Raw genomic sequence first — 19845 nt, 5'->3', positions numbered from 1 at the left:
GAGGCACACATAAATTACACAGTTTATATACGGAGGAATGGACATGCTGTTCATCGACAACCAGGGGATACACGATCCAGCCATTAATCTTGCTATTGAGGAATACGCGCTCAAGCATCTACCGCTGGACGATAGCTATTTGCTGTTTTACATTAATCAGCCTTCTATTATTATAGGCAAGCATCAAAACACTATTGAAGAAATCAACGCCGAGTTTGTTAGGGACAACAATATTCAAGTCGTTCGTCGCCTGTCCGGCGGTGGGGCTGTATATCATGATCTCGGTAATTTAAATTTCAGCTTTATTACCAAGGATAACGGGGAGTCCTTTCATAATTTCCTCAAATTTACGCAACCTGTGATTGATGCCCTGCGCCAAATGGGAGTAGAAGCTGAAATGACAGGCCGCAACGATCTACAGGTCGGAGAACGTAAAATTTCAGGAAACGCCCAATTTGCCACACGCGGACGTATGTTTAGCCACGGTACATTGATGTTCAACCTGAACTTGGATAATGTGGCTGCATCGCTGCATGCCAATCCCGAAAAATTCAAATCCAAAAGCACTAAATCCGTCCGCAGTCGCGTGGCTAACATCAGCGAACTGATGGACCGTGAGATGACCATAGAGCAATTTCGCGAGGAACTGCTGCGTTTCATATTCGGATCAGAATTGGATCAAGTACCTCAATATAAGCTCAACGATACCGATTGGGCCAAAATCCATGAAATATCCAAAGAACGCTACCAATCGTGGGATTGGAACTACGGTCTATCCCCCGAGAGCAATATCAAGCACACACGTAAATTTCCAGTCGGTATTATTGATATCCGCATGGATCTTAAGGAAGGCTACATCCGTGATATTAAAATCTATGGGGATTTCTTTGGTGTGGGTGACGTTGCTGATATTGAAAATATCCTGCGCGGCAAGCGTTATGATGAAGGTGAGGTGCGTCAAGCCTTATCCTCTCTCGATTTGAAGCACTATTTTGGTAATATTGAGCTGGACGATTTTGTTGGACTTGTATTTTTGGAAGACTAACCGTTACTTTTTCCCATCGTTTCAAGCCAATACTTCAGTGGTTATAAGGGGACAGGCTCTTATAGGAGCCGTCCCCTTTTCATTGCGATATTGTCATTTTGAATATTATAAGATACAATTTTAGCATTGCCCCATGATAGAGATAAAGGAGAGAATACCGATATGTATAAATTAATTGCCATTGATATTGATGATACACTCATTAACGACCAGAAAGAAGTCACACCAGCGACACAACAGGCATTAGAAGCTGCTGTAGCAAAAGGTGTGGTGGTTACCCTCGCTACTGGACGAGCTTATGCCTCTGCACACAAAATTGCTCGCCAGACGGGTTTGAACGTGCCGATCATTACGTACCAAGGAGCTTTGGTTAAAAACCTGCTGGACGAAAACGTGCTGTATGAGCGTTATGTTCCACTCGTGGCTGCACGTCGCCTGTATGAGTTCTGCGTGGAACGCAATCTGCATCTGCAAACGTATATAGATGACAAATTGTACACACGTGAAGATAATCAGAAAATCAAAGATTACACGGAGCTGAACAACACGGAATATTTCGTAGAGCCTGTATTCAGTAAAGTTATAGAGCAGCCGGCTCCTAAATTGCTGATTATCGACGAGCCTGAAGTGTTGGATGAATTAATTCCTGAACTTCGCGAACTGCTTGGCAATGAAGTTCACATTACAAAATCCAAGCCTCATTTTCTGGAAATTATGCATCATGAAGGCACTAAGGGCCATGCGCTTACCTTCCTTGCAAACCATTTTGGCTGTGAACTGTCGGAAACGATTGCTATCGGTGACTCTTGGAACGACCATGAGATGCTTGAATGCGCTGGTCTCGGCATAGCGATGGAGAATGCCATTCCTGATTTGAAAAAGCTGGCTGATTACATCACTCGCAGCAATAACGAAGACGGTGTTAAGCACGCCATCGACAAATTCGTACTCAACGTTGAATAAAGTAAAAAGTAACTGTTCCTATAATACTTAAATGAAGTAGTACAACAACAAAGCCTCCAAACGTCGCATGTTCAGTAACATACGGCAGTTTGGAGGCCTTTTCTGTCAGATCATATAATAACCTGCCCCCTTTAAAATATCAGGCAGCAGAACGTACCTTACGCCTGTTCACCAGACGGATAATTCCATTGTTCATAAGGATTAATCCGGTCACAATGAGCAGCACCCCAGCCAGCATCCACCAGCTTACATGCTCTCCATACAACAACGCTCCCAAGCCCACCGCAATCGGCGGTGATATATACAGCCACGTCGTCGGAAACAGGGGATTTGTACGCTCCATGAGCCAGTAGAACAGTGTATGTGCAATCATCGAACCAAACAGGATCAGATAAAGTAAAGACCCCATGGCAGGAAGATACTGCCACCCCTCAGAACTCCACGGTTCCGTGATCGCAGACAGTAACAGCAGCATCCATCCCCCATGGATCATTTGCGCCGCATTCAGGGCAATCGGGTTCGTTTCACGAAATACATCCATCACTCGCTTGGAATACAGAGCTCCCCCGGAATAACACAGCTCCCCCAGCAAAATGACAAGGCATCCCGCCAGCCACAGACCACTGATCTGAACCGCCAATCCGGGCAGCACAACCAGCACCACACCAAGAAAGCTGATCATGCAGCCAACGACCGTAATCCGTGACGTTTTTTGCCGTAGCAGTACAGATTGCAAAATGACGATCATCATCGGCCCGGTAGCTGACAAAATAGCTCCGATCCCGGAGCTGACATATTGCTCTGCCCAATACAAGGCTGAAAATGTACCGAAGGTCGTTCCTGCTCCAATCAGCAACATTTCCTTACGCCATAATAACGACCATCGTACTTTTCCGGTCAGCTTCATAGCAATGAACAATATCGCCCCTGCCGCGAAAAAACGTACACCTGCCGATAGGAATGGCGGAAGTCCGGCTTCCACTCCCACTTTTATGGCCAAAAACGTTGTGCCAAAAATAAGACACATTACTGTAAACGCGATACCTATCATGATACGTCCCTCTCCCTTCAGTTGCTTTTAAGCATACAGGGAGACGAACAGAACAGATGTATAACTACAGAACAGTTGTATACGTTTTTGAAGTGCTATATAGTACAATACACAGAAAGGAGCGTGGATAGCATGGGTAAGAACAACAGCGAACTACTCTTTGCAGCCGATCATGCCTTAAAGCTGTATGAGCAGGTTATCCATTATGTAACTGTGCGGATCGATCGCGGGGATTGGCAAACAGACATGAAGCTGCCGTCCGTACGAAGCTTGGCTCAGGAGCTGGGTGTACATCGGCTAACTGTTTTCCGGGCATATCAGGAGTTGAAGCAACGGGGACTGGTCTATGTAAAGGACAAATCAGGATATTACGTTCATGCTTCCCAAGCGACTGGGCATGCAAAATATGCTGGCTACTCGGGACATTCGTCCTTTCACCTCACGATTCACTCCGAATCTGCCCATGCGGCAGATGATCCGTCAGTTTCAGCCTGGAGAGGAATGGATGGACTTAGCCGCGTTCAATCCGTAAATACGCATTTCCAGTTTTCCAAAGCGCTGATTGACCCCTCTCTCCTGCCCAACCGATTTTGGGGAGAGCTGATGATGCAGGTTTTTGAAAAGCATCCGAAAGTAGCAGCCACCTATTCCGCTGTACAGGGTGATACCGAGCTTCGGGAGGCCATGGCGCAGCATTTTAGCGTGGATAAGCATTTTGCTTTATCACCGGATGAAGTGATGATTACCTCGGGAGCACAGCAAGCCATTGATTTAATTGCCCGATCTCTGCTCCATACAGGAGACCGTGTATTGATCGAACGCCCTGCCTATGGCCCTGCCATGGAAATATTCCGTAGACAAGGTGCGCGGCTGACGATGACAGATATTCGACCGGAAGGTTATGATATGGACCAGATTGAATGGTGCATGAAAACGGAAAAACCACGCCTCTTTTATATGAATCCAACATTCCACAACCCGACGGGCTTTACAGTACCCGATGAGCAGCGCAAACGACTGCCAGAACTAGCCGAGCGCTATGGCTGTCTCATTGTTGAGGATGACAGCACCTATGACATTAGTTTTGGGCAAAAGCCGCCTTCTCCGATTTTCGCCTATGATGTTTCGGGAAGCGTCGTCTACATTCGAAGTTACAGTAAATATGTCGCACCTGGTCTACGAATCGCAGCCGTGACCTGCCGACCACAGCTCATGAACAGCCTGCTGAACGTCAAAGCGTTAGTGGACAATGGATCGCCACTGCTGAATCAAAAGCTGTTTTTAGAATACTTTCAATCTCCACGTATGCAGCAGCATATTAAAAAGCTATGTATCGCGCTCCAGATTCGTAAGGAAACGATGGAAGACAGTCTCCGCGACTCCGGTTGGACATGGACCAGCCCGGCAGGGGGACTCAACCTGTGGCTCCAGCTGCCTTCTACGTTGAAACCTAATGAATTACTTGCCAAAAGTTTACAAGAGTCTGTATCCTTTGTCCCCGGCAATGTATTTGATCCCATCGGCGCAGAGGGTAAAACGCATGTACGGCTGTCCTATTCATACGCCAACGAGCTACAAATCAAAGAAGGAATCTCCACACTTCTACGTATCAGTCAAACGATGTAAAGGTAAAGGTCACCTTTATTCTAACGGCAAACTCATGCCGGTGTGTGCCAAGCTAATCCCTTCCAGAAGCCCATAGTTGCGTGTGACATCCACATCATGGGACATATGTGTAAACACTGTGCTTTCGGGTTTAAGCCTTCCTATAAGCTCCTGAGCCTCCAGCATGTCATATACGGAACGGGTGGCATACTCGGCCTCCTCATGATAAAAACTCGTTCCCAGGACGAGCAAATTCAGATTGTGCAAGGGCAGAATTTCCACCTCATTCAATCCAATCGAATCCGAACAGTAAGCCCACGAGAAACCGTCCTTTTCCAGACGATAAGCGTAGGCATATCCGTTCTTCCCGTGATTCACACGCCATCCCCGGATATTCCATCCGCCAAGTTGGGCTCCCTGGTCTACTGGAATAAGATCCAAGTTTCCAGAGAGCCAGGAAAATTGACGCAAGATCGTGTCGATCACTTCCTGTGGCGCGTACAAGCGACCTCTGTTCCCAGTCCAGCGACAGGCATCTGCCCATTCTGGTAATCCTCCAATATGGTCAAAATGTGCATGTGTCACAAGGATCGTAGGGATAAAACGCAAACCGCGTAATTCTAGCTGTCTGCGCCAGTCCGGGCCACAATCAATCATAAAGTCCTCCGTCTCGCTTTCGATCAGCACAGACGATCTCAATCTTACATTCGCCCCTGTCGTGCGAGCTTCTGTGCATACGAGACAATCACAATATACACGCGGAACCCCCATTGCATCCCCCGTGCCAAGAAAAATAAGCCGATTCATGGTTTAACTCCTATCTACCTGGGTCTTTTTACTACTATTATAACGAACAGACCGATTCTACGTAAATCATCTGCGTAAATCCTTCCAGCGTCTAACGCCAAAAGGAGCATGCCCAAAGCCGTGAAATCCGGCCAGACATCCCCTCATGCGTGATCGTATTTATTTTCAAATGATGATAGGCATTGGATCTTCCTTCAGGCGGTTTTCCACCATCCAGCTGGACTGGTCATTATAGAGATAGGCTCGATGCACCAACACTCGCACCTGCTGACCAGGTTCCAGCGTAGACTTCTCCAGCGAGCGGTATGTCATGAGACGATGATCCCCGACCTGTACTTCAACCATCCACTCACTTCCACGAAAATGCAAATGCTTCACTGTGCCTTCCTCAGTCGCCGACAGAAGCGTAAATTCCTCGCTTGGCCCGACATCAATATACTCTGGACGGATCAAGGCACGTGTTCCCACTCCAGCAGCTTCTTCGAAGCCTCGGAGACTGCCTGCCTGTTCAATCACCGTAGATTCCCCAATAAAGGAAGCCACGAACGGAGTACCCGGTTTTTTATAAATATCCCAAGGTGTTCCCTTCTGCTCCAGTCGTCCCTGATTAATCACCATAATTTCATCCGCTACTTCAATCGCCTCATCCTGATCATGGGTGACAAAAATTGAAGTAATACCCACCCGCTCAATCAACTCTCGCAGCCAGGTGCGCAGCTCCTGACGAATCTTGGCATCAATAGCTGCAAAAGGCTCATCCAACAGCAGCAATTGAGGCTCTGGTGCCAAAGCACGCGCAAAGGCAACCCGCTGTCGCTGTCCACCTGACAACTGATGCGGATAACGATGCTCAAATCCTTTGAGCCCCGTTAGTTCGACCAACTCTGTGACCCGTTCCTTGATGCGGGTTTTGGAGCTTTTTTTCACTTTCAGACCAAAGGCAATATTGTCGTAGACGCTCATGTGCTTGAACAAAGCATAGTTTTGAAATACAAATCCGATTCCACGTTCCTGCGGGGATAGCTCGTTTACCCTTTTTCCATGAAAATGAATTTCTCCCGCATCCGGTTGCTCCAGACCCGCCAAAATGCGAAGAATGGAGGTTTTCCCCCCACCACTTGGACCGAGTAAGCCAATAAGATGGCCCGCCTGAATATCAAAAGATACGTCCTTTACTGCATGAAAATTACCGAAATGCTTGTTTAACCCTCTTACTTCCACATGCATATCCGTACACTTCCTTTCCGCTTCTGGACCTGTTCAGGAACAGCAGCAGCCTTGCTTCCCGCAAAGCACGTACCTCATTTGAAATCATTTAATTATTCCAATGTATATACTATGTTTTTTCTTATGTGATACTTTATCAAAGGAAAGTAATTTTCGTCAACTATATATTATATTAGGAATTAAAAGGGTAAAGTATTAGGAAGAAAGGAGATGGAGTTATTGTTGCATACTTTAGAATTATCCACTACACGGCGAGATGAAATGCGCGATATTACACGAGAGGTTGCTTCATTGATCGAAAAAAGCGGGGTCCAACAAGGAACCGCACTTGTTTATTGTCCACACACGACAGCCGGCATCGCCATTAATGAAAATGCAGACCCAGACGTCAAACATGATGTGATATTAAGACTAGATGAAGTTTATCCGTGGGAGCATCCCCAATATCGCCATATGGAGGGAAATACAGCTTCCCACCTAAAATCCATTACGACAGGCCCCTCACAAACGATCATCATCCATGATGGAAAGCTGTTGCTCGGACGATGGCAGGGACTTTATTTTTGTGAATTCGACGGACCACGCAGACGCCAATACCATGTAAAGATCATGAAAGGCTGACGGACCGGGTAAAAAAACAGACCATGATGTTTTCCTACTGGATGCATCATCGTCTGTTAAATTCTTAGTCGCTTTCGCAAAGTAACGTAATGATAAGTCACCGTCATGAAGTGTATACACCCAGAAAAGCGCCCTACATGTTCATGGCTGAAGTGTGTGAATGCAGGTACGCTCATAGGTGTCTGCACAGCAGCTTTACATGTGCTAAAGCAGCGGGCCTAATTTCTTCAAATGTTAAACCGTCCTGAATATAAAATGATACAAAGCCATGCATGGATAAAAACAGACTTTTCGGTACCCTAGAGCAATCTTCCTCCGAATGCCCCTGACCACTCAATTCTTGACGGATCATGGACGCAAATAGTTCCACACAACGGTTTTGCTCTGTGCGACAGTATGCAAATAGTTCTTCATCGTGCATCATGAACATAATTTCGTACTGATATGGATTTTCCAAACCAAAACGGATAAATTCCAGCATCAAGTACTCCAGCCTGCTCAAGCCATCATCAGGCGTACCTGTTGCTGCTTGCAGTAGAATCCCACGCAATGTATTAAAATCTTCAATTACAATGGCATAGAACAGTTCAGCCTTCTCTTTAAAATGATAATATAACGAACCATGACTGTAACCCAGATGCTGGCCAATGCTGCGCATTGAAATCGCACGGTAGCCCTTGGTAATAAACAAGTGCCTGGCCGCTTCCAGAATCCGCCCTCTTGACAACTCCTGTTCTACTGCTCTTCTAGCCATATTATTTATTCCCCTTCAATAAAGTAAAGCTGCTCTCCCTCCGACACAAGCGATTGCCCCTGCGTCAAGTCTGTTATCCAGTTGCTGAAGGATTCCGCATCACCAGCCAGCGGCAGACAGGTTAAGGTAACTTTATCCGTAAACATTGTTTCTCCAGTGCGGATGCTGCGATTGCGTAATTCATTTTCCACTTTGCCCAACCAGGTATAATCCAATTCTACAAAAACTTCACGATGCAGCACACGTGTAATTGCATCTCCTGCCTCGATTGCTGCAACAGCACCATCTGAATACGCGCGAATCAGACCGCCTGCTCCCAACAAAATCCCACCAAAGTAACGGGTAACAACAATAGCGACATTTTTTAGCTTCTGGTTGCGGATCACCTCCAAAATAGGCTTTCCAGCCGTACCACTCGGTTCTCCGTCATCCGATTGCTTTTGGATTTCGTCTCTTTCCCCAATCATGTAAGCAGAACAATTATGGGTAGCGTTCCAATGCTCTTTTTTGATGCGCTCTATGAAAGCAACTGCTTCTTCCTCAGTTTGAACAGGCTGAATATGGCCGATAAAACGGGATTTTCGGATCACAATTTCCTTGTTGCCGGCACCGCGTACGGTTCGGTATTGTTCCAACATACACGTATAACCTTCCTTACTTCATTTTACAAGAAAGCAGTCCCCCGCTTCTGGCAGCTGGTGAACTGCTTTCCTGTACTTTAATTGATGCTATACACTATAACACTTCTGACCGAAATCCTGTTTCGCATCAGAGATTACAGCACTCTTATTCAGACAATCTCGCTTCAAGCTCAGCTTTTTCTTTTTCGAAGCCTGGTTTGCCGAGCAGCGCAAACATGTTCTTCTTGTAAGCTTCTACGCCCGGTTGATCGAACGGATTTACACCCAACAGGTAGCCGCTGATGCCGCAAGCTTTTTCGAAGAAATAAGCAAGATAGCCGAAAGAGTAAGGGCTTAAGTCAGGAATATTTACAATCAAGTTCGGTACTTGTCCGTCTGTGTGAGCCAGCAATGTACCTTGGAATGCTTTTTTGTTTACAAAATCCACAGTTTTGCCTGCCAGGAAATTCAGTCCGTCCAGATCATCCTCATCTGCTTCGATGGTGATGTGACTTGGTACATTTTCTACTTGGATTACCGTTTCGAAAATGTTGCGGCTGCCTTCCTGAATGAATTGTCCCATGGAATGCAGGTCTGTCGAGAAATCAACAGAAGCAGGATAAATGCCTTTGTAATCCTTGCCTTCGCTTTCTCCGTACAACTGTTTCCACCACTCGGATACAAAATGAAGAGACGGCTCATAGTTTACGAGAATTTCAATTGCTTTACCTTTGCGGTACAAAGCGTTACGAACGGCTGCATATTGATAAGCTTCGTTCTCAGCTACATTCGGGTTGCTGTACTCTTTGGAAGCGTCTGCCGCCCCCTGCATCATTTCCTCGATGTTAATGCCTGCAGTAGCAATCGGCAACAAGCCTACTGCTGTCAGCACGGAGTAACGACCACCCACATCATCAGGAATAATGAAGGATTCGTAGCCTTCTTCGTTAGCCAGTTTTTTCAAAGCGCCACGTTCTTTATCCGTCGTTGCATAAATACGCTTGCGTGCTTCTTCTTTACCGTATTTTTTCTCCAGAGCTGCACGGAATACGCGGAATGCGATCGCCGGCTCTGTTGTCGTACCTGATTTGGAAATGACGTTCACAGAGAAGTCTTTACCTTCAATCAGTTCCAACAGATGATTCACATATGTAGAGCTGATGTTATTACCAGCAAAATAGATAGCTGGACCCTTGCGTTGATCTTTAGGCAGCGCATTATAGAAAGAATGCGACAGCATTTCGATCGCAGCACGTGCTCCAAGGTAAGAACCGCCGATACCGATTACGATCAGTACTTCGGAATCGCTTTGAATTTTAGCAGCAGCCTTTTGGATGCGCGCAAACTCTTCTTTATCATAATTAGTAGGCAGGTCAATCCAACCCAAGAAATCGGAACCTACACCGGTTTGGTTGTGCAGTTGCTCATGAGCCAACTTGATAGGCTCTGCAAAATAATCAATTTCGTGCTGACCTACAAAGGAGAGTGCTTTAGTGTAATCAAAAATAACTTTTTTAGACATGTTTGGAACCTCCTGTTTGGTATTACTAAGACCATGAATACGAACATAAGGACTTAGGAATAGGATACTTTAATTTGCGGGGCCTGACAAGCTTGCGTTACCTGTGTATCCTGTGCTTGACAGCCCCTCCTGTAGATAGGGTAGCATGCCCATGCTACAATTAACTGAGATCAACCTGTTTTATATTCATTTCAAGCCGAACTCGCAATCTGCATCGGACGGCAACTTCCAACAAGAAAGGTGATTAGCAATGAAAAACATCGGATTTATCGGACTGGGCACCATGGGCGCCCCGATGGCATCCAATCTGCTAAAGCAGGGATTCGGAGTCACAGTTTATAATCGTACCGCTTCGCGCTGCGAACCACTGGTAGAGCAAGGCGCACGTAAAGCTTCAACTCCTCGTGAAGCAGCTGAAGGTCAGCACTTGATCATTACCATGGTCAGCGATGATCACTCTATTCGCGACATCTATTACGGCGAAGAGGGAGTGTTTGCCGGACTTACGGCTGGCATGACCGTGATGGACAACAGTACGATTTCACCTGAACTGGTCAAACAACTGGCCGCCGAAGCGGACAAGCTGGGCTGCTCCTTCATTGATGCTCCCGTAACAGGCAGTAAGCCTGCCGCTGTAGACGGCACACTCGTGTTCATGGTTGGCGGTAATGCAGAAGCCATTGCGGCACAATCAGATGTTTTTGATACGTTGGGCAAAAAGGTACTTCATATGGGACCTAATGGCAGCGGAGCCGTAGCCAAGCTCGCTCATAATACGATGGTTGGTATTCATAACCTCGCTCTGGCTGAAGGCTTTGCTATCGCAGCTAAATCCGGCATCCCGGCAGACAGCTTCCTTGAATTAGTACAACTCGGATCGGCAGGCAGCAAGGCCGCTGACCTGAAAGGGCGCAAAATCATTGAACATGATTTTAGCAACCAGTTCTCACTCGCCTTGATGCTTAAGGACTTGAAGCTTGCTTCCTCACTAACAGACAGCCTGTCCATACCTGCACCTATGTTATCCATTGCCAAAAGCCTGTTTCAAGCCGGGCAAACACAAGGCTACGGCGATGAAGATCTATCCGCTGTCGTGAAGACATACGAAGCATGGATTGGCCGCACCATTGGTGGTCAACCTCTCGAATAAGCTGTACCTTTCTTTGTAACCATACGGCTGTGCTTGTGTACATATGGCATAGCTTTAGGGTAAGCACACTTGGCTTGAAGGCTGAGTGTGCTTACCCGTTTTGGCTTATTATTCGGGATAAGAACAGCAATAATCAGTTACACTTCGTACTTCCAGCTTAAATGATGACTTTGCAGGTACGTGAAAGGTTGCCGCCCCTTGTATTTCCAGCCATTCTTCAGTACCTGGAAGCAACACTCTCAAATCCCCTGCCAAAATCTCCATGATCTCACGGGAATCCGTGCCGAACTCATACGTTCCTGGCAGCATAATACCCAGTGTAACCTTACTGCCGTCACCCAGGATGACTGTACGGCTTGTAACCTGACCATCGTAATAAACGTTTGCTTTTTTAACTACGCTTACTCCATCAAACTGTGTCATTCGTTATCCCCTCATCTGCTCTCAATGGTTGAATGAATATTGGTGCATCATAACATAGATTTGATTCCAGCTTCAGTATGAAAATACACACTGTATCACCGTATGCTATACACTGGAATTCAATAGTGATTTTTTTGCAAAGCATCAACTGTATGAAACAAACAGCCGTAAGCCTTTCTCAGGTTACGACTGTCTGTTTTCGATGCTCCAGTGTTTTATTTCAACAAAGCTTTCACACGGCTAACAACATTCTCTACCGTAAAGCCGTATTCCTTAATTACGCGGTCGCCAGGTGCGGATGCACCGAACGTGCTGATACCGAGAATGTCGCCTTGGTCGCCAACATATTTTTCCCAGCCCAGTGGATACGCCATTTCTACAGCCAAACGAGCTTTCACTTCTGGCAGCAGAACGGAATCTTTGTATGCTTTGTCTTGTTTTTCGAACAGATCCCAGCTTGGGAAGCTGATAACACGTACTTGAATACCTTGTTCTGCCAGTGCTTCCTGAGCTTTAACAGCCAATTGTACTTCGGAGCCTGTAGCCAGAATTTGAGCAACCGGTTTGCCGTCTGTTGCATCTGCAACCACATAAGCACCGCGTTTGATACCTTCGCGTGCATGCTCAGCACTAGCAGCCAGGATTGGCAGGTTTTGACGAGTCAATACTAGAGCAACTGGGTTTTTCTTGTTTTCCAGCGTATAAGCCCAAGCAGCAGAAGTTTCATTACCGTCCGCTGGACGAATTACTGTCAAGTTCGGGATAATACGCAGGGAAGCCAATTGTTCGATCGGCTCATGAGTCGGACCATCTTCACCTACAGCAATACTGTCGTGAGTCAGAACGTAGGTTACAGGCAATCCCATCAGAGCTGCCAGACGAACGGCTGGACGCAGATAGTCTGTAAATACGAAGAATGTACCGCCGAATACTTTTACACCTTGGTGCAACGCCATACCGTTCATCGCAGCAGCCATACCAAATTCGCGGATACCGAAATAGATGTTACGGCCGGCGTAGTCTTCTGGCGTAAAGTTCGTCAGGTTGTTCAAATGTGTCATCGTGGAGCTCTCCAGATCGGCAGATCCGCCTGTCAGGAAAGGTACGTTTGGAGCCAATCCGTTCAGAGCATTACCAGAAGCTACACGAGTCGAAACGGCTTTGTCTCCAGTCGTGTATTTCGGAAGATCACGATCCCATCCTTCTGGAAGATCGCCGTTTACAGCTGTTTCGAACTGAGCTGCCAAATCAGGGTAAGCTGCTTTGTATTTCGCGAACTGTTCATCCCATGCTTTGTTCGCCGCGATACCGCGCTCTTTTACTTTAGCAAAATGCTCCCGAACCTCTTGTGGTACGTGGAAGTCCTCTTCGTATACCCATTTGTAGAATTCTTTAGTCAGCTTGGCTTCTTCTGATCCCAGCGGGGAACCATGAGTACCACCGTGTCCGCCTTTACCTTGTTTGTTCGGGCTTCCGTAGCCGATGACTGTTTTCACTTCAATCAGCGTAGGGCGTGTCGAGTCGCCTTGCGCTTCTTCAATGGCTTTTTGGATGGCTGGAAGGTCGTTACCATCTTCTACGCGCAGTACTTGCCAGTTGTAAGCTTCAAAGCGTTTGGCAACACTTTCGGAAGAGGACAGGTTAAGCTTGCCGTCCAGTGTAATATCATTGGAATCAAACAATACAATCAGCTTGCCCAGTTGTAAGCGACCAGCCAGCGAAGCAGCCTCGTGGGAAATACCTTCCATCAGATCGCCATCGCCGCAGATTGCATACGTGAAGTGATCTACAACTTTAAATTCGTCTTTATTATATGTTGCACCCAGTTGAGCTTCAGCCATTGCCATACCTACGGACATTGCGAGACCTTGTCCCAGAGGTCCAGTTGTAGCATCTACACCAGCAGTGTGCCCAAACTCAGGGTGGCCCGGTGTAAGGCTGCCCCATTGACGGAATTGTTTCAGTTCTTCCATAGGAAGATCATAGCCGCTCAGGTGTAGAAGGCTGTATAGCAACATGGAACCGTGTCCTGCGGACAATACAAAACGGTCACGGTTAACCCACGTAGGTTGATCCGGATTATGATTCATCGTTTTAGCAAAAAGTTGGTATCCCATTGGCGCGGAGCCCATCGGCATACCAGGATGTCCCGAGTTTGCTTTCTCGATGGCGTCAATTGCCAACGTACGAATAGTTGTGATGGACAAATTGTCGATCGTGGAGTTTTCATCCTTTTGAATCGCTTGATTCTGGTCAGTCATGGTTTGCCTCCTCATATTGTATAAAGTATGTCAATTGCATTCGGTCATACTCTCCAACACCACCGTCCGATATAGAAACGATGTCTATTGAAGTGAGTGAATCTGCTTGAATGTTTCAATATGACTTATACATTCTTAAGTATTGTACCATTTGCCGTGAAAGTTTGCCAGATCGTTTATAAAGATGATTGTGGAATGTTGTACCGAGTCCTCATATAAATATACCCGTAATGTATTAACCTCATTTAAAAAATTATAAAATCACAAAAAATATTATGTACTGACCGTTTATAAGGCAAATAACTCACATGAGGATTTTGCAAAAATCCCATAAGCGACTTCCAATGAACAAGATATAGATCGAAATGGTTTAGTTCCTCTATATCTTGCACTTTGGAGCGACTGGAATCGAATTTTGCAAAATCCTTATATAAAAAAACAAAGCCCGTTTTGCGACGGGCTTTGTTCAACAAAAAATATATACTCACAAAATTTTTTCTAAAATTTTAGGATTAGTTAAAAACGACCGTTTTGTTCTCATGAACCAGAATACGATCCTCTGCATGCCACTTCACGGCTCTTGCCAAAACGACCCGCTCTATGGTGCGACCGATCCGTTTTAGCTCATTTACATCATCTCCGTGGCTTACACGCTGCACGTCCTGCTCAATGATCGGTCCGCCGTCCAATTCTTCAGTTACATAATGCGCAGTAGCACCAATAATTTTCACACCGCGATTATAGGCTTGGGCATATGGCTTCCCACCCACGAATGCAGGCAGAAAGGAATGATGAATATTGATAATTCGGTTGCGATAATGCTCAATAAACTTGGGAGAAATAATCTGCATGTAACGGGCCAAAATGATAACGTCAATGTCTTCGCCAATGACTTCTAGTTGACGGCGCTCCGCCTCTGGCTTGGTATCGGCTGTTACCGGAATATGGTGATACGGGATGCCAAACGATTCCACATACTCCTTCATATCCGGATGATTACTAACCACCAATGAAATATCCGCGTCCAGATCTCCTGCCTGCCATTGCCACAGCAGTTCTACCAGACAGTGATCTTCTTTGGAAACGAAAATAGCCAGTTTTTTCTTGCGGCTGACTGCAGAAATCGTCCACTCCATACGGAATTGCTCAGCAACAGCGGCAAAATCCTGCTCCAACTGTGGCTGGGTTGCACTCAAATTCGGCAGATCAAATTCAATCCGCATAAAAAACATACCGCCGGACGGGTCCATTGTATATTGGTCAGATTGAACGATATTGGCCCCATGCTCATACAAAAAACGGGACACGGCCGCTACAATACCTGGTCCGTCTGGACAAGATACAAGCATACGCGCGCGGTTTTCATGGGCTGATAGAGTGCTATTTGGCTGATGTTTTACGTGAATTTCCATGTGGCTATTAATCCCCCTTAGCTTATACCGTCACTGGCAAATGACTGCCGGCAAACCAGGCAATCAACCGTTGATTAATGTGTTCTTCGCTCAAATCTGGAAATAGTGCTGCTTCCGTTATCATGTCATACAGACGCTCCAACGGCTCACGTGGATCGGCTTTTCTTGCTTTGGCATCATTTTTCAGCAGAGCCCAGGTGTCCAGCACAAATTTACGGACATCCACATCCTGTTTTTTGAAAAACGAATGCAATTGCTCTACCTGACCCAAAAACTCATCCCCAAAGCGCTCCTTTACATTTCCGCGAAGCAGGGCAATTTCAACCTCATACATCGGACGCTGAGTTTTGGCTTCCTTCCCAATCCATGGCGTCTCCAAAATAAACGGACGTCCTTGAAGTGCTTCATGATGCACCACATTATGAATCGTCTGATAGCCAATCCAGCCTGATCCGATCGGAGTATGTCGGTCTTTATGAGCGCCAACTGGATTTTTACTGTCATTAATGTGAACAACTGCGATGCGATTCAAGCCGACAATACGGTCGAATTGCTCTAATACACCGTCCAGATCATTTACGATATCATAACCCGCATCGTGAATGTGACAGGTATCCATACAAACTGTAAGACGCTCGTTATGCTCTACTTTATCTATAATGGAGGCAATCTCCTCAAAGCTACGACCCATTTCCGTTCCTTTGCCTGCCATCGTTTCAAGCGCAATGTTAACATCTGTCTCCTTCACGCCGTTTAGTACCTCGTTCAAACCATCAGCAATACGCCCAATTCCGTATTCTGCATCCTTATCGGTAAAAGCGCCTGGATGTAGCACGATATTTTTCACACCAATCGCGTGTGTGCGTCGAATTTCCTCCTGAAGAAAGCTGACCGCAAGCTCATAGGTATTTTCTTTGTAAGAGCCAAGGTTGATGATATACGGGGCATGCACCACGATATCTTCCATTCCCTTCTCAGCCATTAACTGCTTGCCTTCCTCCAAATACATGGACTCCATCGGCTTACGGCGCGTGTTTTGCGGTGCCCCCGTGTATATCATAAAGGAGCTGGACCCGTAAGAAGACGCTTCTTTTGTAGCGCTGAGCAGACCCTTGTCCGAGAAGGACACATGAGAACCAATTTTCAGCATGATTCTGATTCATCCCCTTATCCTGTTATGCTTGTCTTATTTTAATTTAATCATTTTAACGTGATTATTGAAATCAAACAACATAGCTTTTATGGCAGGTTTCTTAAATGACTCTATTAAGGGAACACGTAGATAAAGTACACATCCGAATATATGTTAGTCAAACGAGGGTAAATAAAATCATGGTTTGACATCCTTAACCGTATAAAGGTACATTCATATGAAGTTTTTTTCTCAAAAAGGGTTATATTCTATAACAGATGTATTTTTTTTGTGAATCGGAAGGAGAGCTGGCTCCATGAACATCATCGTATGTGGAGGAACTGGATTGGTGGGGAGTGCACTGGTCAAAAGCTTGCTAGACGACGGATACACCGTGAAAGTCGTTACCCGCAAGCCACTGGTAGGACACGAAGCGAGCCCCCGTTTGCAATATATGAGTTGGAACGAATTAAAACAAAAGCCTGAAGTACTGGAAGGCACCGATGCGGTCGTTAATTTAGCAGGCGAAACGCTGAATCAGCGCTGGACGGATAAGTCCAAACAAAGAATTCTTCAATCTCGACTGCTATCTGTTGCACGGTTGGCTCAAGCATTGAATGCTCTACAAAAAAAGCCGAAAGTTATCATTCAGGCTTCGGCTGTTGCCGCCTATGGTACTTCCCTGACCGAAACATTCGATGAAACGAGCCCACGTCGTTCGGGAGATTTTCTGTCTCAGGTGGTAGAGCAATGGGAAGAAGCCGCCAATGCCTATCCTTCTGATGCCCGTTTAATTAAGTTACGCATTAGCCTTGTGCTGGACAGAAAAAAAGGGGCATTCCCCCTCATGAAGATGCCTTATAGCTTCGGATTCGGCGGCAAAATAGGCAGTGGCCATCAATGGATGAGCTGGATTCATATTGAAGATATCGTTCGTCTGATCACGTACTGCATCCATACGACGGAAATCGTCGGGGCAGTGAATGCTTCATCACCACATCCCTTGACGAACGACCAGTTTGGGAGGACAGTAGCTACGGTATATCACCGTCCGCACTGGTTTCCCGTCCCCAGCATTCTCGTTTCAAAGCTAGTTGGTGAGATGAGTACGCTTGTATTGGATGGTCAAAAGGTACTACCGCGCAAAGCGCTGGAGCACGGATTTAAGTTTAACTATCCTTCACTTAAGGACGCTCTTGAGGAACTCCATTCTTCCCAAAAACAGCATTGAATCTAAAAAGAGGAACTCCAGGCTGGTAGGTAGTGTCACTGCCAGCTTAGGGTTCTTTTTTTAGTCCGACACAATCTCTCAAGCAGACTGCAAGTTTTTAAGATGCTCATTTTATTCCTATGAATAGCCCCTATTACAAAGAAAGAAGCCCTGAACATAACAGGCCTCTTCTTGACATATATCCATATAACCTTTATTTATGATGCATTGGAGGATTTAAAAGAGTCCAACCGATAAGTATAAGATACCCCGGCGATTTTAAAAGTGTCTCCATCCTTCATTGTGTACTCCTTATAAGGCACCATAGGCTCTCCATTTAAAACAGTTCCGTTCGTCGAGGATAAATCCTTAACAATGTGGCTATGTTCTCCTGTAACTATGCAAAGCTCAATATGAGAACGGGAAGCTCCATCCGTATGCTCCACAAACTGGACCAATTGCGGATCTCTCCCGATGATAAAGCTGCCTGCAACGAATTGGTCTGGCTGCAACCGGATGCGCTCGGTCCCTCCACTACCTGGTGGCTTGCGATCCAGGCAAGCAATCGGAGATTGCTGAACAGGTGAAATCTGTATCTCTTGATCTGGACGAAGCAGCATCGTTTCCTGCTTAGATGCAGCATTTAGCAGCTCCGTTACCCCGGAGAGAGACTTATAATAAGCCTCACTGGTATCACTTGCTTCCAATTCATTTCCCCGCTCCGCACCTTTCCACGATGGCTCGTGTAAGTCATAATTTGCTGAAGTTTTCTCCCTGTCTTCCGTAACTCGGTCTCCCACGCTTTTAGATTCTGAGTTTGGAAAAGTCCATCTCCAGCTCTCCTGCCCTTGATCACTCAAATCGGAAGATCGCTTGTCTTGATGATGCTGTCCCGCTACAAATCCGGTCAGTTTATCTACCTGATAACGATCATTTTTCCGCTGCGCTGGGGAAGAAGTAGTTCCTAACCATTCCGAATCCAATACAGGTACTGAATCGCTGTACATATGAGATGAAGTTCTATTGCGCTCCCATTTCCCCGTCCAGCTTATATAAGCAACGGCGGCAAGTACCAAGGTCAGCACCACGGAAATGATCAAAGGTACCGTCTCTGGATGATCCAGATAAATATAACGCCACACGATGGCCGAAGCGAGCAGACATCCAAGAGCAATGTACGTTTTATATTTTTGCAATCCAGGCTCCACATCTTCTACTTCGTTTTCTGTTACAAGCTCAGAATTCTCCTCTGGTTTCATGGACGGTTTGAGCCGATTGATCCGTTTAAGCTCCTGAATCTCCTGCAGAGTCTCCCGATGCTCTTGCCCGTATGTTCCGCCACGATCAGTATAGTTCCCCTGTGAGGTATGAGAGACATGAGAGGTATGAGCAGATATGATAGGGTCGGCTGATGAAAAAGCTTGCCCCTCCATACTTTCTCCCTGCACGCTAGCACTCTCTGTACCGGCCTTCATTCCTTGTAATAACAGTTCCTTTAGCAATCCCAATTCAAACTCATTTCTATCACACAGATCGAGTATGCGTTGTATATATTCTCCCTGAAAGTGGGCCACACGAGTCATTAAACGAATAACCATCTGCTTAAATTGACTGCCTGTTTGCTCTGCATGCTGTACACTGCGTAAAGGAGCATAGGTTAAACTGGCGGTTTCCCTTGTACCTGAACCACTTAGAAAAATATAATCCTCGTGCAAAATAAACTGGCGGATATCTAACATATATTGCGGGCTGCGATGGAGGACATCTGCCACTTCATAAAGAATCCGGTAGAATTCAGAAGTCGACACGCCCCCACCTTTCCATAACTGGGAAAGCATGCGTTGCCCCGAAATGTCGTAATGTAACTCAATCTGAAAATCGACTTCCTTTATTCTAAGTTCCAGCAGACCGGGAATCCGATTACCAGTCATCATTCCGGTCTGTACGGAATTTAAATCATCGGTCTTGAGCCCGTCTTCCTTGTTTAGAATCATAAATGTCCCGCCGTTCCGGGCAAAATCCCTACTTAAACCCAACAATTC

17 protein-coding genes are annotated in these 19845 nt (G+C 46.1%); 6 read left to right on the top strand and 11 right to left on the bottom strand.

What is annotated here, in order from left to right; genetic code table 11:
- The first annotated feature begins 43 nt into the window (after positions 1-43).
- Positions 44-1045, top strand: a complete 1002-nt coding sequence (locus MHI21_RS07020; RefSeq protein WP_342419700.1) for a lipoate--protein ligase — start codon at positions 44-46, stop codon at positions 1043-1045.
- A 162-nt stretch (positions 1046-1207) separates the two neighbouring features.
- Positions 1208-2008 (top strand): Cof-type HAD-IIB family hydrolase, encoded by an 801-nt coding sequence (locus MHI21_RS07015; protein WP_023987642.1) that lies wholly within the window; start codon positions 1208-1210, stop codon positions 2006-2008.
- A 139-nt stretch (positions 2009-2147) separates the two neighbouring features.
- Here the strand turns inward: MHI21_RS07015 and MHI21_RS07010 are convergent, their stop codons facing one another.
- On the bottom strand, positions 2148-3059 hold the full coding sequence (locus MHI21_RS07010) for an EamA family transporter (RefSeq protein WP_013309297.1): 912 nt from the start codon (positions 3057-3059) through the stop codon (positions 2148-2150).
- A 132-nt stretch (positions 3060-3191) separates the two neighbouring features.
- On the opposite strand from MHI21_RS07010, the gene MHI21_RS07005 reads away from it, so the two are divergent.
- Entirely contained in the window at positions 3192-4685 is a 1494-nt protein-coding gene (locus MHI21_RS07005) for a PLP-dependent aminotransferase family protein (protein WP_342419699.1), read from the top strand.
- A gap of 15 nt (positions 4686-4700) precedes the next feature.
- Here MHI21_RS07005 and MHI21_RS07000 read toward each other — a convergent pair whose 3' ends face one another.
- Together MHI21_RS07000 and cysA are read right to left on the bottom strand one after the other, a co-directional pair.
- The gene (locus MHI21_RS07000; protein WP_165176278.1) at positions 4701-5471 is read right to left on the bottom strand and encodes an MBL fold metallo-hydrolase; all 771 of its coding nucleotides are present in this window, start codon (positions 5469-5471) and stop codon (positions 4701-4703) included.
- Positions 5472-5636: 165 nt separating this feature from the next.
- On the bottom strand, positions 5637-6698 hold the full coding sequence (gene cysA, locus MHI21_RS06995; protein WP_061829549.1) for a sulfate ABC transporter ATP-binding protein: 1062 nt from the start codon (positions 6696-6698) through the stop codon (positions 5637-5639).
- Positions 6699-6917: 219 nt separating this feature from the next.
- On the opposite strand from cysA, the gene MHI21_RS06990 reads away from it, so the two are divergent.
- Positions 6918-7319: a secondary thiamine-phosphate synthase enzyme YjbQ gene (locus MHI21_RS06990; RefSeq protein ID WP_061829625.1), complete on the top strand. Its 402-nt coding sequence runs from the start codon at positions 6918-6920 to the stop codon at positions 7317-7319.
- A 172-nt stretch (positions 7320-7491) separates the two neighbouring features.
- Here the strand turns inward: MHI21_RS06990 and MHI21_RS06985 are convergent, their stop codons facing one another.
- The 3 genes from MHI21_RS06985 to MHI21_RS06975 all read right to left on the bottom strand — a co-directional run bounded on the left by MHI21_RS06985 (position 7492) and on the right by MHI21_RS06975 (position 10215).
- A complete protein-coding gene (locus MHI21_RS06985; protein WP_029516378.1) occupies positions 7492-8073 on the bottom strand; it encodes a TetR/AcrR family transcriptional regulator in 582 nt (193 codons plus the stop codon).
- A 5-nt stretch (positions 8074-8078) separates the two neighbouring features.
- Positions 8079-8711, bottom strand: a complete 633-nt coding sequence (locus tag MHI21_RS06980; RefSeq protein ID WP_029516377.1) for a YigZ family protein — start codon at positions 8709-8711, stop codon at positions 8079-8081.
- A 148-nt stretch (positions 8712-8859) separates the two neighbouring features.
- A complete protein-coding gene (locus MHI21_RS06975) occupies positions 8860-10215 on the bottom strand; it encodes a glucose-6-phosphate isomerase (protein WP_013369975.1) in 1356 nt (451 codons plus the stop codon).
- A gap of 250 nt (positions 10216-10465) precedes the next feature.
- Between MHI21_RS06975 and MHI21_RS06970 the strand changes: the two genes are divergently transcribed.
- Complete coding sequence (locus MHI21_RS06970; protein WP_341161991.1) at positions 10466-11365, top strand: NAD(P)-dependent oxidoreductase; 900 nt, start codon at positions 10466-10468, stop codon at positions 11363-11365.
- A 108-nt stretch (positions 11366-11473) separates the two neighbouring features.
- On the opposite strand, the gene MHI21_RS06965 is transcribed toward MHI21_RS06970, so the two are convergent.
- The 4 genes from MHI21_RS06965 to MHI21_RS06950 all read right to left on the bottom strand — a co-directional run bounded on the left by MHI21_RS06965 (position 11474) and on the right by MHI21_RS06950 (position 16611).
- Complete coding sequence (locus MHI21_RS06965; RefSeq protein ID WP_023987633.1) at positions 11474-11788, bottom strand: pyrimidine/purine nucleoside phosphorylase; 315 nt, start codon at positions 11786-11788, stop codon at positions 11474-11476.
- A 215-nt stretch (positions 11789-12003) separates the two neighbouring features.
- On the bottom strand, positions 12004-14049 hold the full coding sequence (gene tkt, locus MHI21_RS06960; protein ID WP_342419698.1) for a transketolase: 2046 nt from the start codon (positions 14047-14049) through the stop codon (positions 12004-12006).
- A gap of 512 nt (positions 14050-14561) precedes the next feature.
- Positions 14562-15461: a formyltetrahydrofolate deformylase gene (purU, locus tag MHI21_RS06955; RefSeq protein WP_023987631.1), complete on the bottom strand. Its 900-nt coding sequence runs from the start codon at positions 15459-15461 to the stop codon at positions 14562-14564.
- Positions 15462-15483: 22 nt separating this feature from the next.
- Positions 15484-16611 carry a deoxyribonuclease IV gene (locus MHI21_RS06950; protein WP_025722686.1) on the bottom strand — a complete coding sequence of 376 codons (1128 nt, stop codon included), beginning with the start codon at positions 16609-16611 and terminating at the stop codon, positions 15484-15486.
- 298 nt (positions 16612-16909) lie between these two features.
- Here MHI21_RS06950 and MHI21_RS06945 point away from each other — a divergent pair, with 298 nt between their 5' ends.
- Complete coding sequence (locus tag MHI21_RS06945) at positions 16910-17824, top strand: TIGR01777 family oxidoreductase (protein WP_165176284.1); 915 nt, start codon at positions 16910-16912, stop codon at positions 17822-17824.
- Positions 17825-18021: 197 nt separating this feature from the next.
- On the opposite strand, the gene MHI21_RS06940 is transcribed toward MHI21_RS06945, so the two are convergent.
- Positions 18022-19842: a DUF6382 domain-containing protein gene (locus MHI21_RS06940; protein WP_342419697.1), complete on the bottom strand. Its 1821-nt coding sequence runs from the start codon at positions 19840-19842 to the stop codon at positions 18022-18024.
- Between the last annotated feature and the right edge of the window lie 3 nt (positions 19843-19845).

Origin of the sequence: Paenibacillus sp. FSL H8-0168, from assembly GCF_038592955.1 — a bacterium.
Lineage (GTDB): Bacteria > Bacillota > Bacilli > Paenibacillales > Paenibacillaceae > Paenibacillus > Paenibacillus polymyxa_B.
The sequence above is the reverse complement of the archived record's forward strand: the minus strand, read 5'-3'. Positions and strand labels throughout refer to the sequence as shown.

Coding starts and splice junctions, on each gene's coding strand:
- MHI21_RS06965 (WP_023987633.1), bottom strand. CDS start 11,788: ATGACACAGTTTGATGGAGTAAGCGTAGTTAAAAAAGCAAACGTTTAT.
- MHI21_RS07005 (WP_342419699.1), top strand. CDS start 3,192: ATGGGTAAGAACAACAGCGAACTACTCTTTGCAGCCGATCATGCCTTA.
- MHI21_RS06950 (WP_025722686.1), bottom strand. CDS start 16,611: ATGCTGAAAATTGGTTCTCATGTGTCCTTCTCGGACAAGGGTCTGCTC.
- MHI21_RS06970 (WP_341161991.1), top strand. CDS start 10,466: ATGAAAAACATCGGATTTATCGGACTGGGCACCATGGGCGCCCCGATG.
- cysA (WP_061829549.1), bottom strand. CDS start 6,698: ATGCATGTGGAAGTAAGAGGGTTAAACAAGCATTTCGGTAATTTTCAT.
- MHI21_RS07015 (WP_023987642.1), top strand. CDS start 1,208: ATGTATAAATTAATTGCCATTGATATTGATGATACACTCATTAACGAC.
- MHI21_RS06945 (WP_165176284.1), top strand. CDS start 16,910: ATGAACATCATCGTATGTGGAGGAACTGGATTGGTGGGGAGTGCACTG.
- MHI21_RS07000 (WP_165176278.1), bottom strand. CDS start 5,471: ATGAATCGGCTTATTTTTCTTGGCACGGGGGATGCAATGGGGGTTCCG.
- MHI21_RS06980 (WP_029516377.1), bottom strand. CDS start 8,711: ATGTTGGAACAATACCGAACCGTACGCGGTGCCGGCAACAAGGAAATT.
- MHI21_RS07010 (WP_013309297.1), bottom strand. CDS start 3,059: ATGATAGGTATCGCGTTTACAGTAATGTGTCTTATTTTTGGCACAACG.
- MHI21_RS06975 (WP_013369975.1), bottom strand. CDS start 10,215: ATGTCTAAAAAAGTTATTTTTGATTACACTAAAGCACTCTCCTTTGTA.
- MHI21_RS06985 (WP_029516378.1), bottom strand. CDS start 8,073: ATGGCTAGAAGAGCAGTAGAACAGGAGTTGTCAAGAGGGCGGATTCTG.
- tkt (WP_342419698.1), bottom strand. CDS start 14,049: ATGACTGACCAGAATCAAGCGATTCAAAAGGATGAAAACTCCACGATC.
- MHI21_RS07020 (WP_342419700.1), top strand. CDS start 44: ATGCTGTTCATCGACAACCAGGGGATACACGATCCAGCCATTAATCTT.
- purU (WP_023987631.1), bottom strand. CDS start 15,461: ATGGAAATTCACGTAAAACATCAGCCAAATAGCACTCTATCAGCCCAT.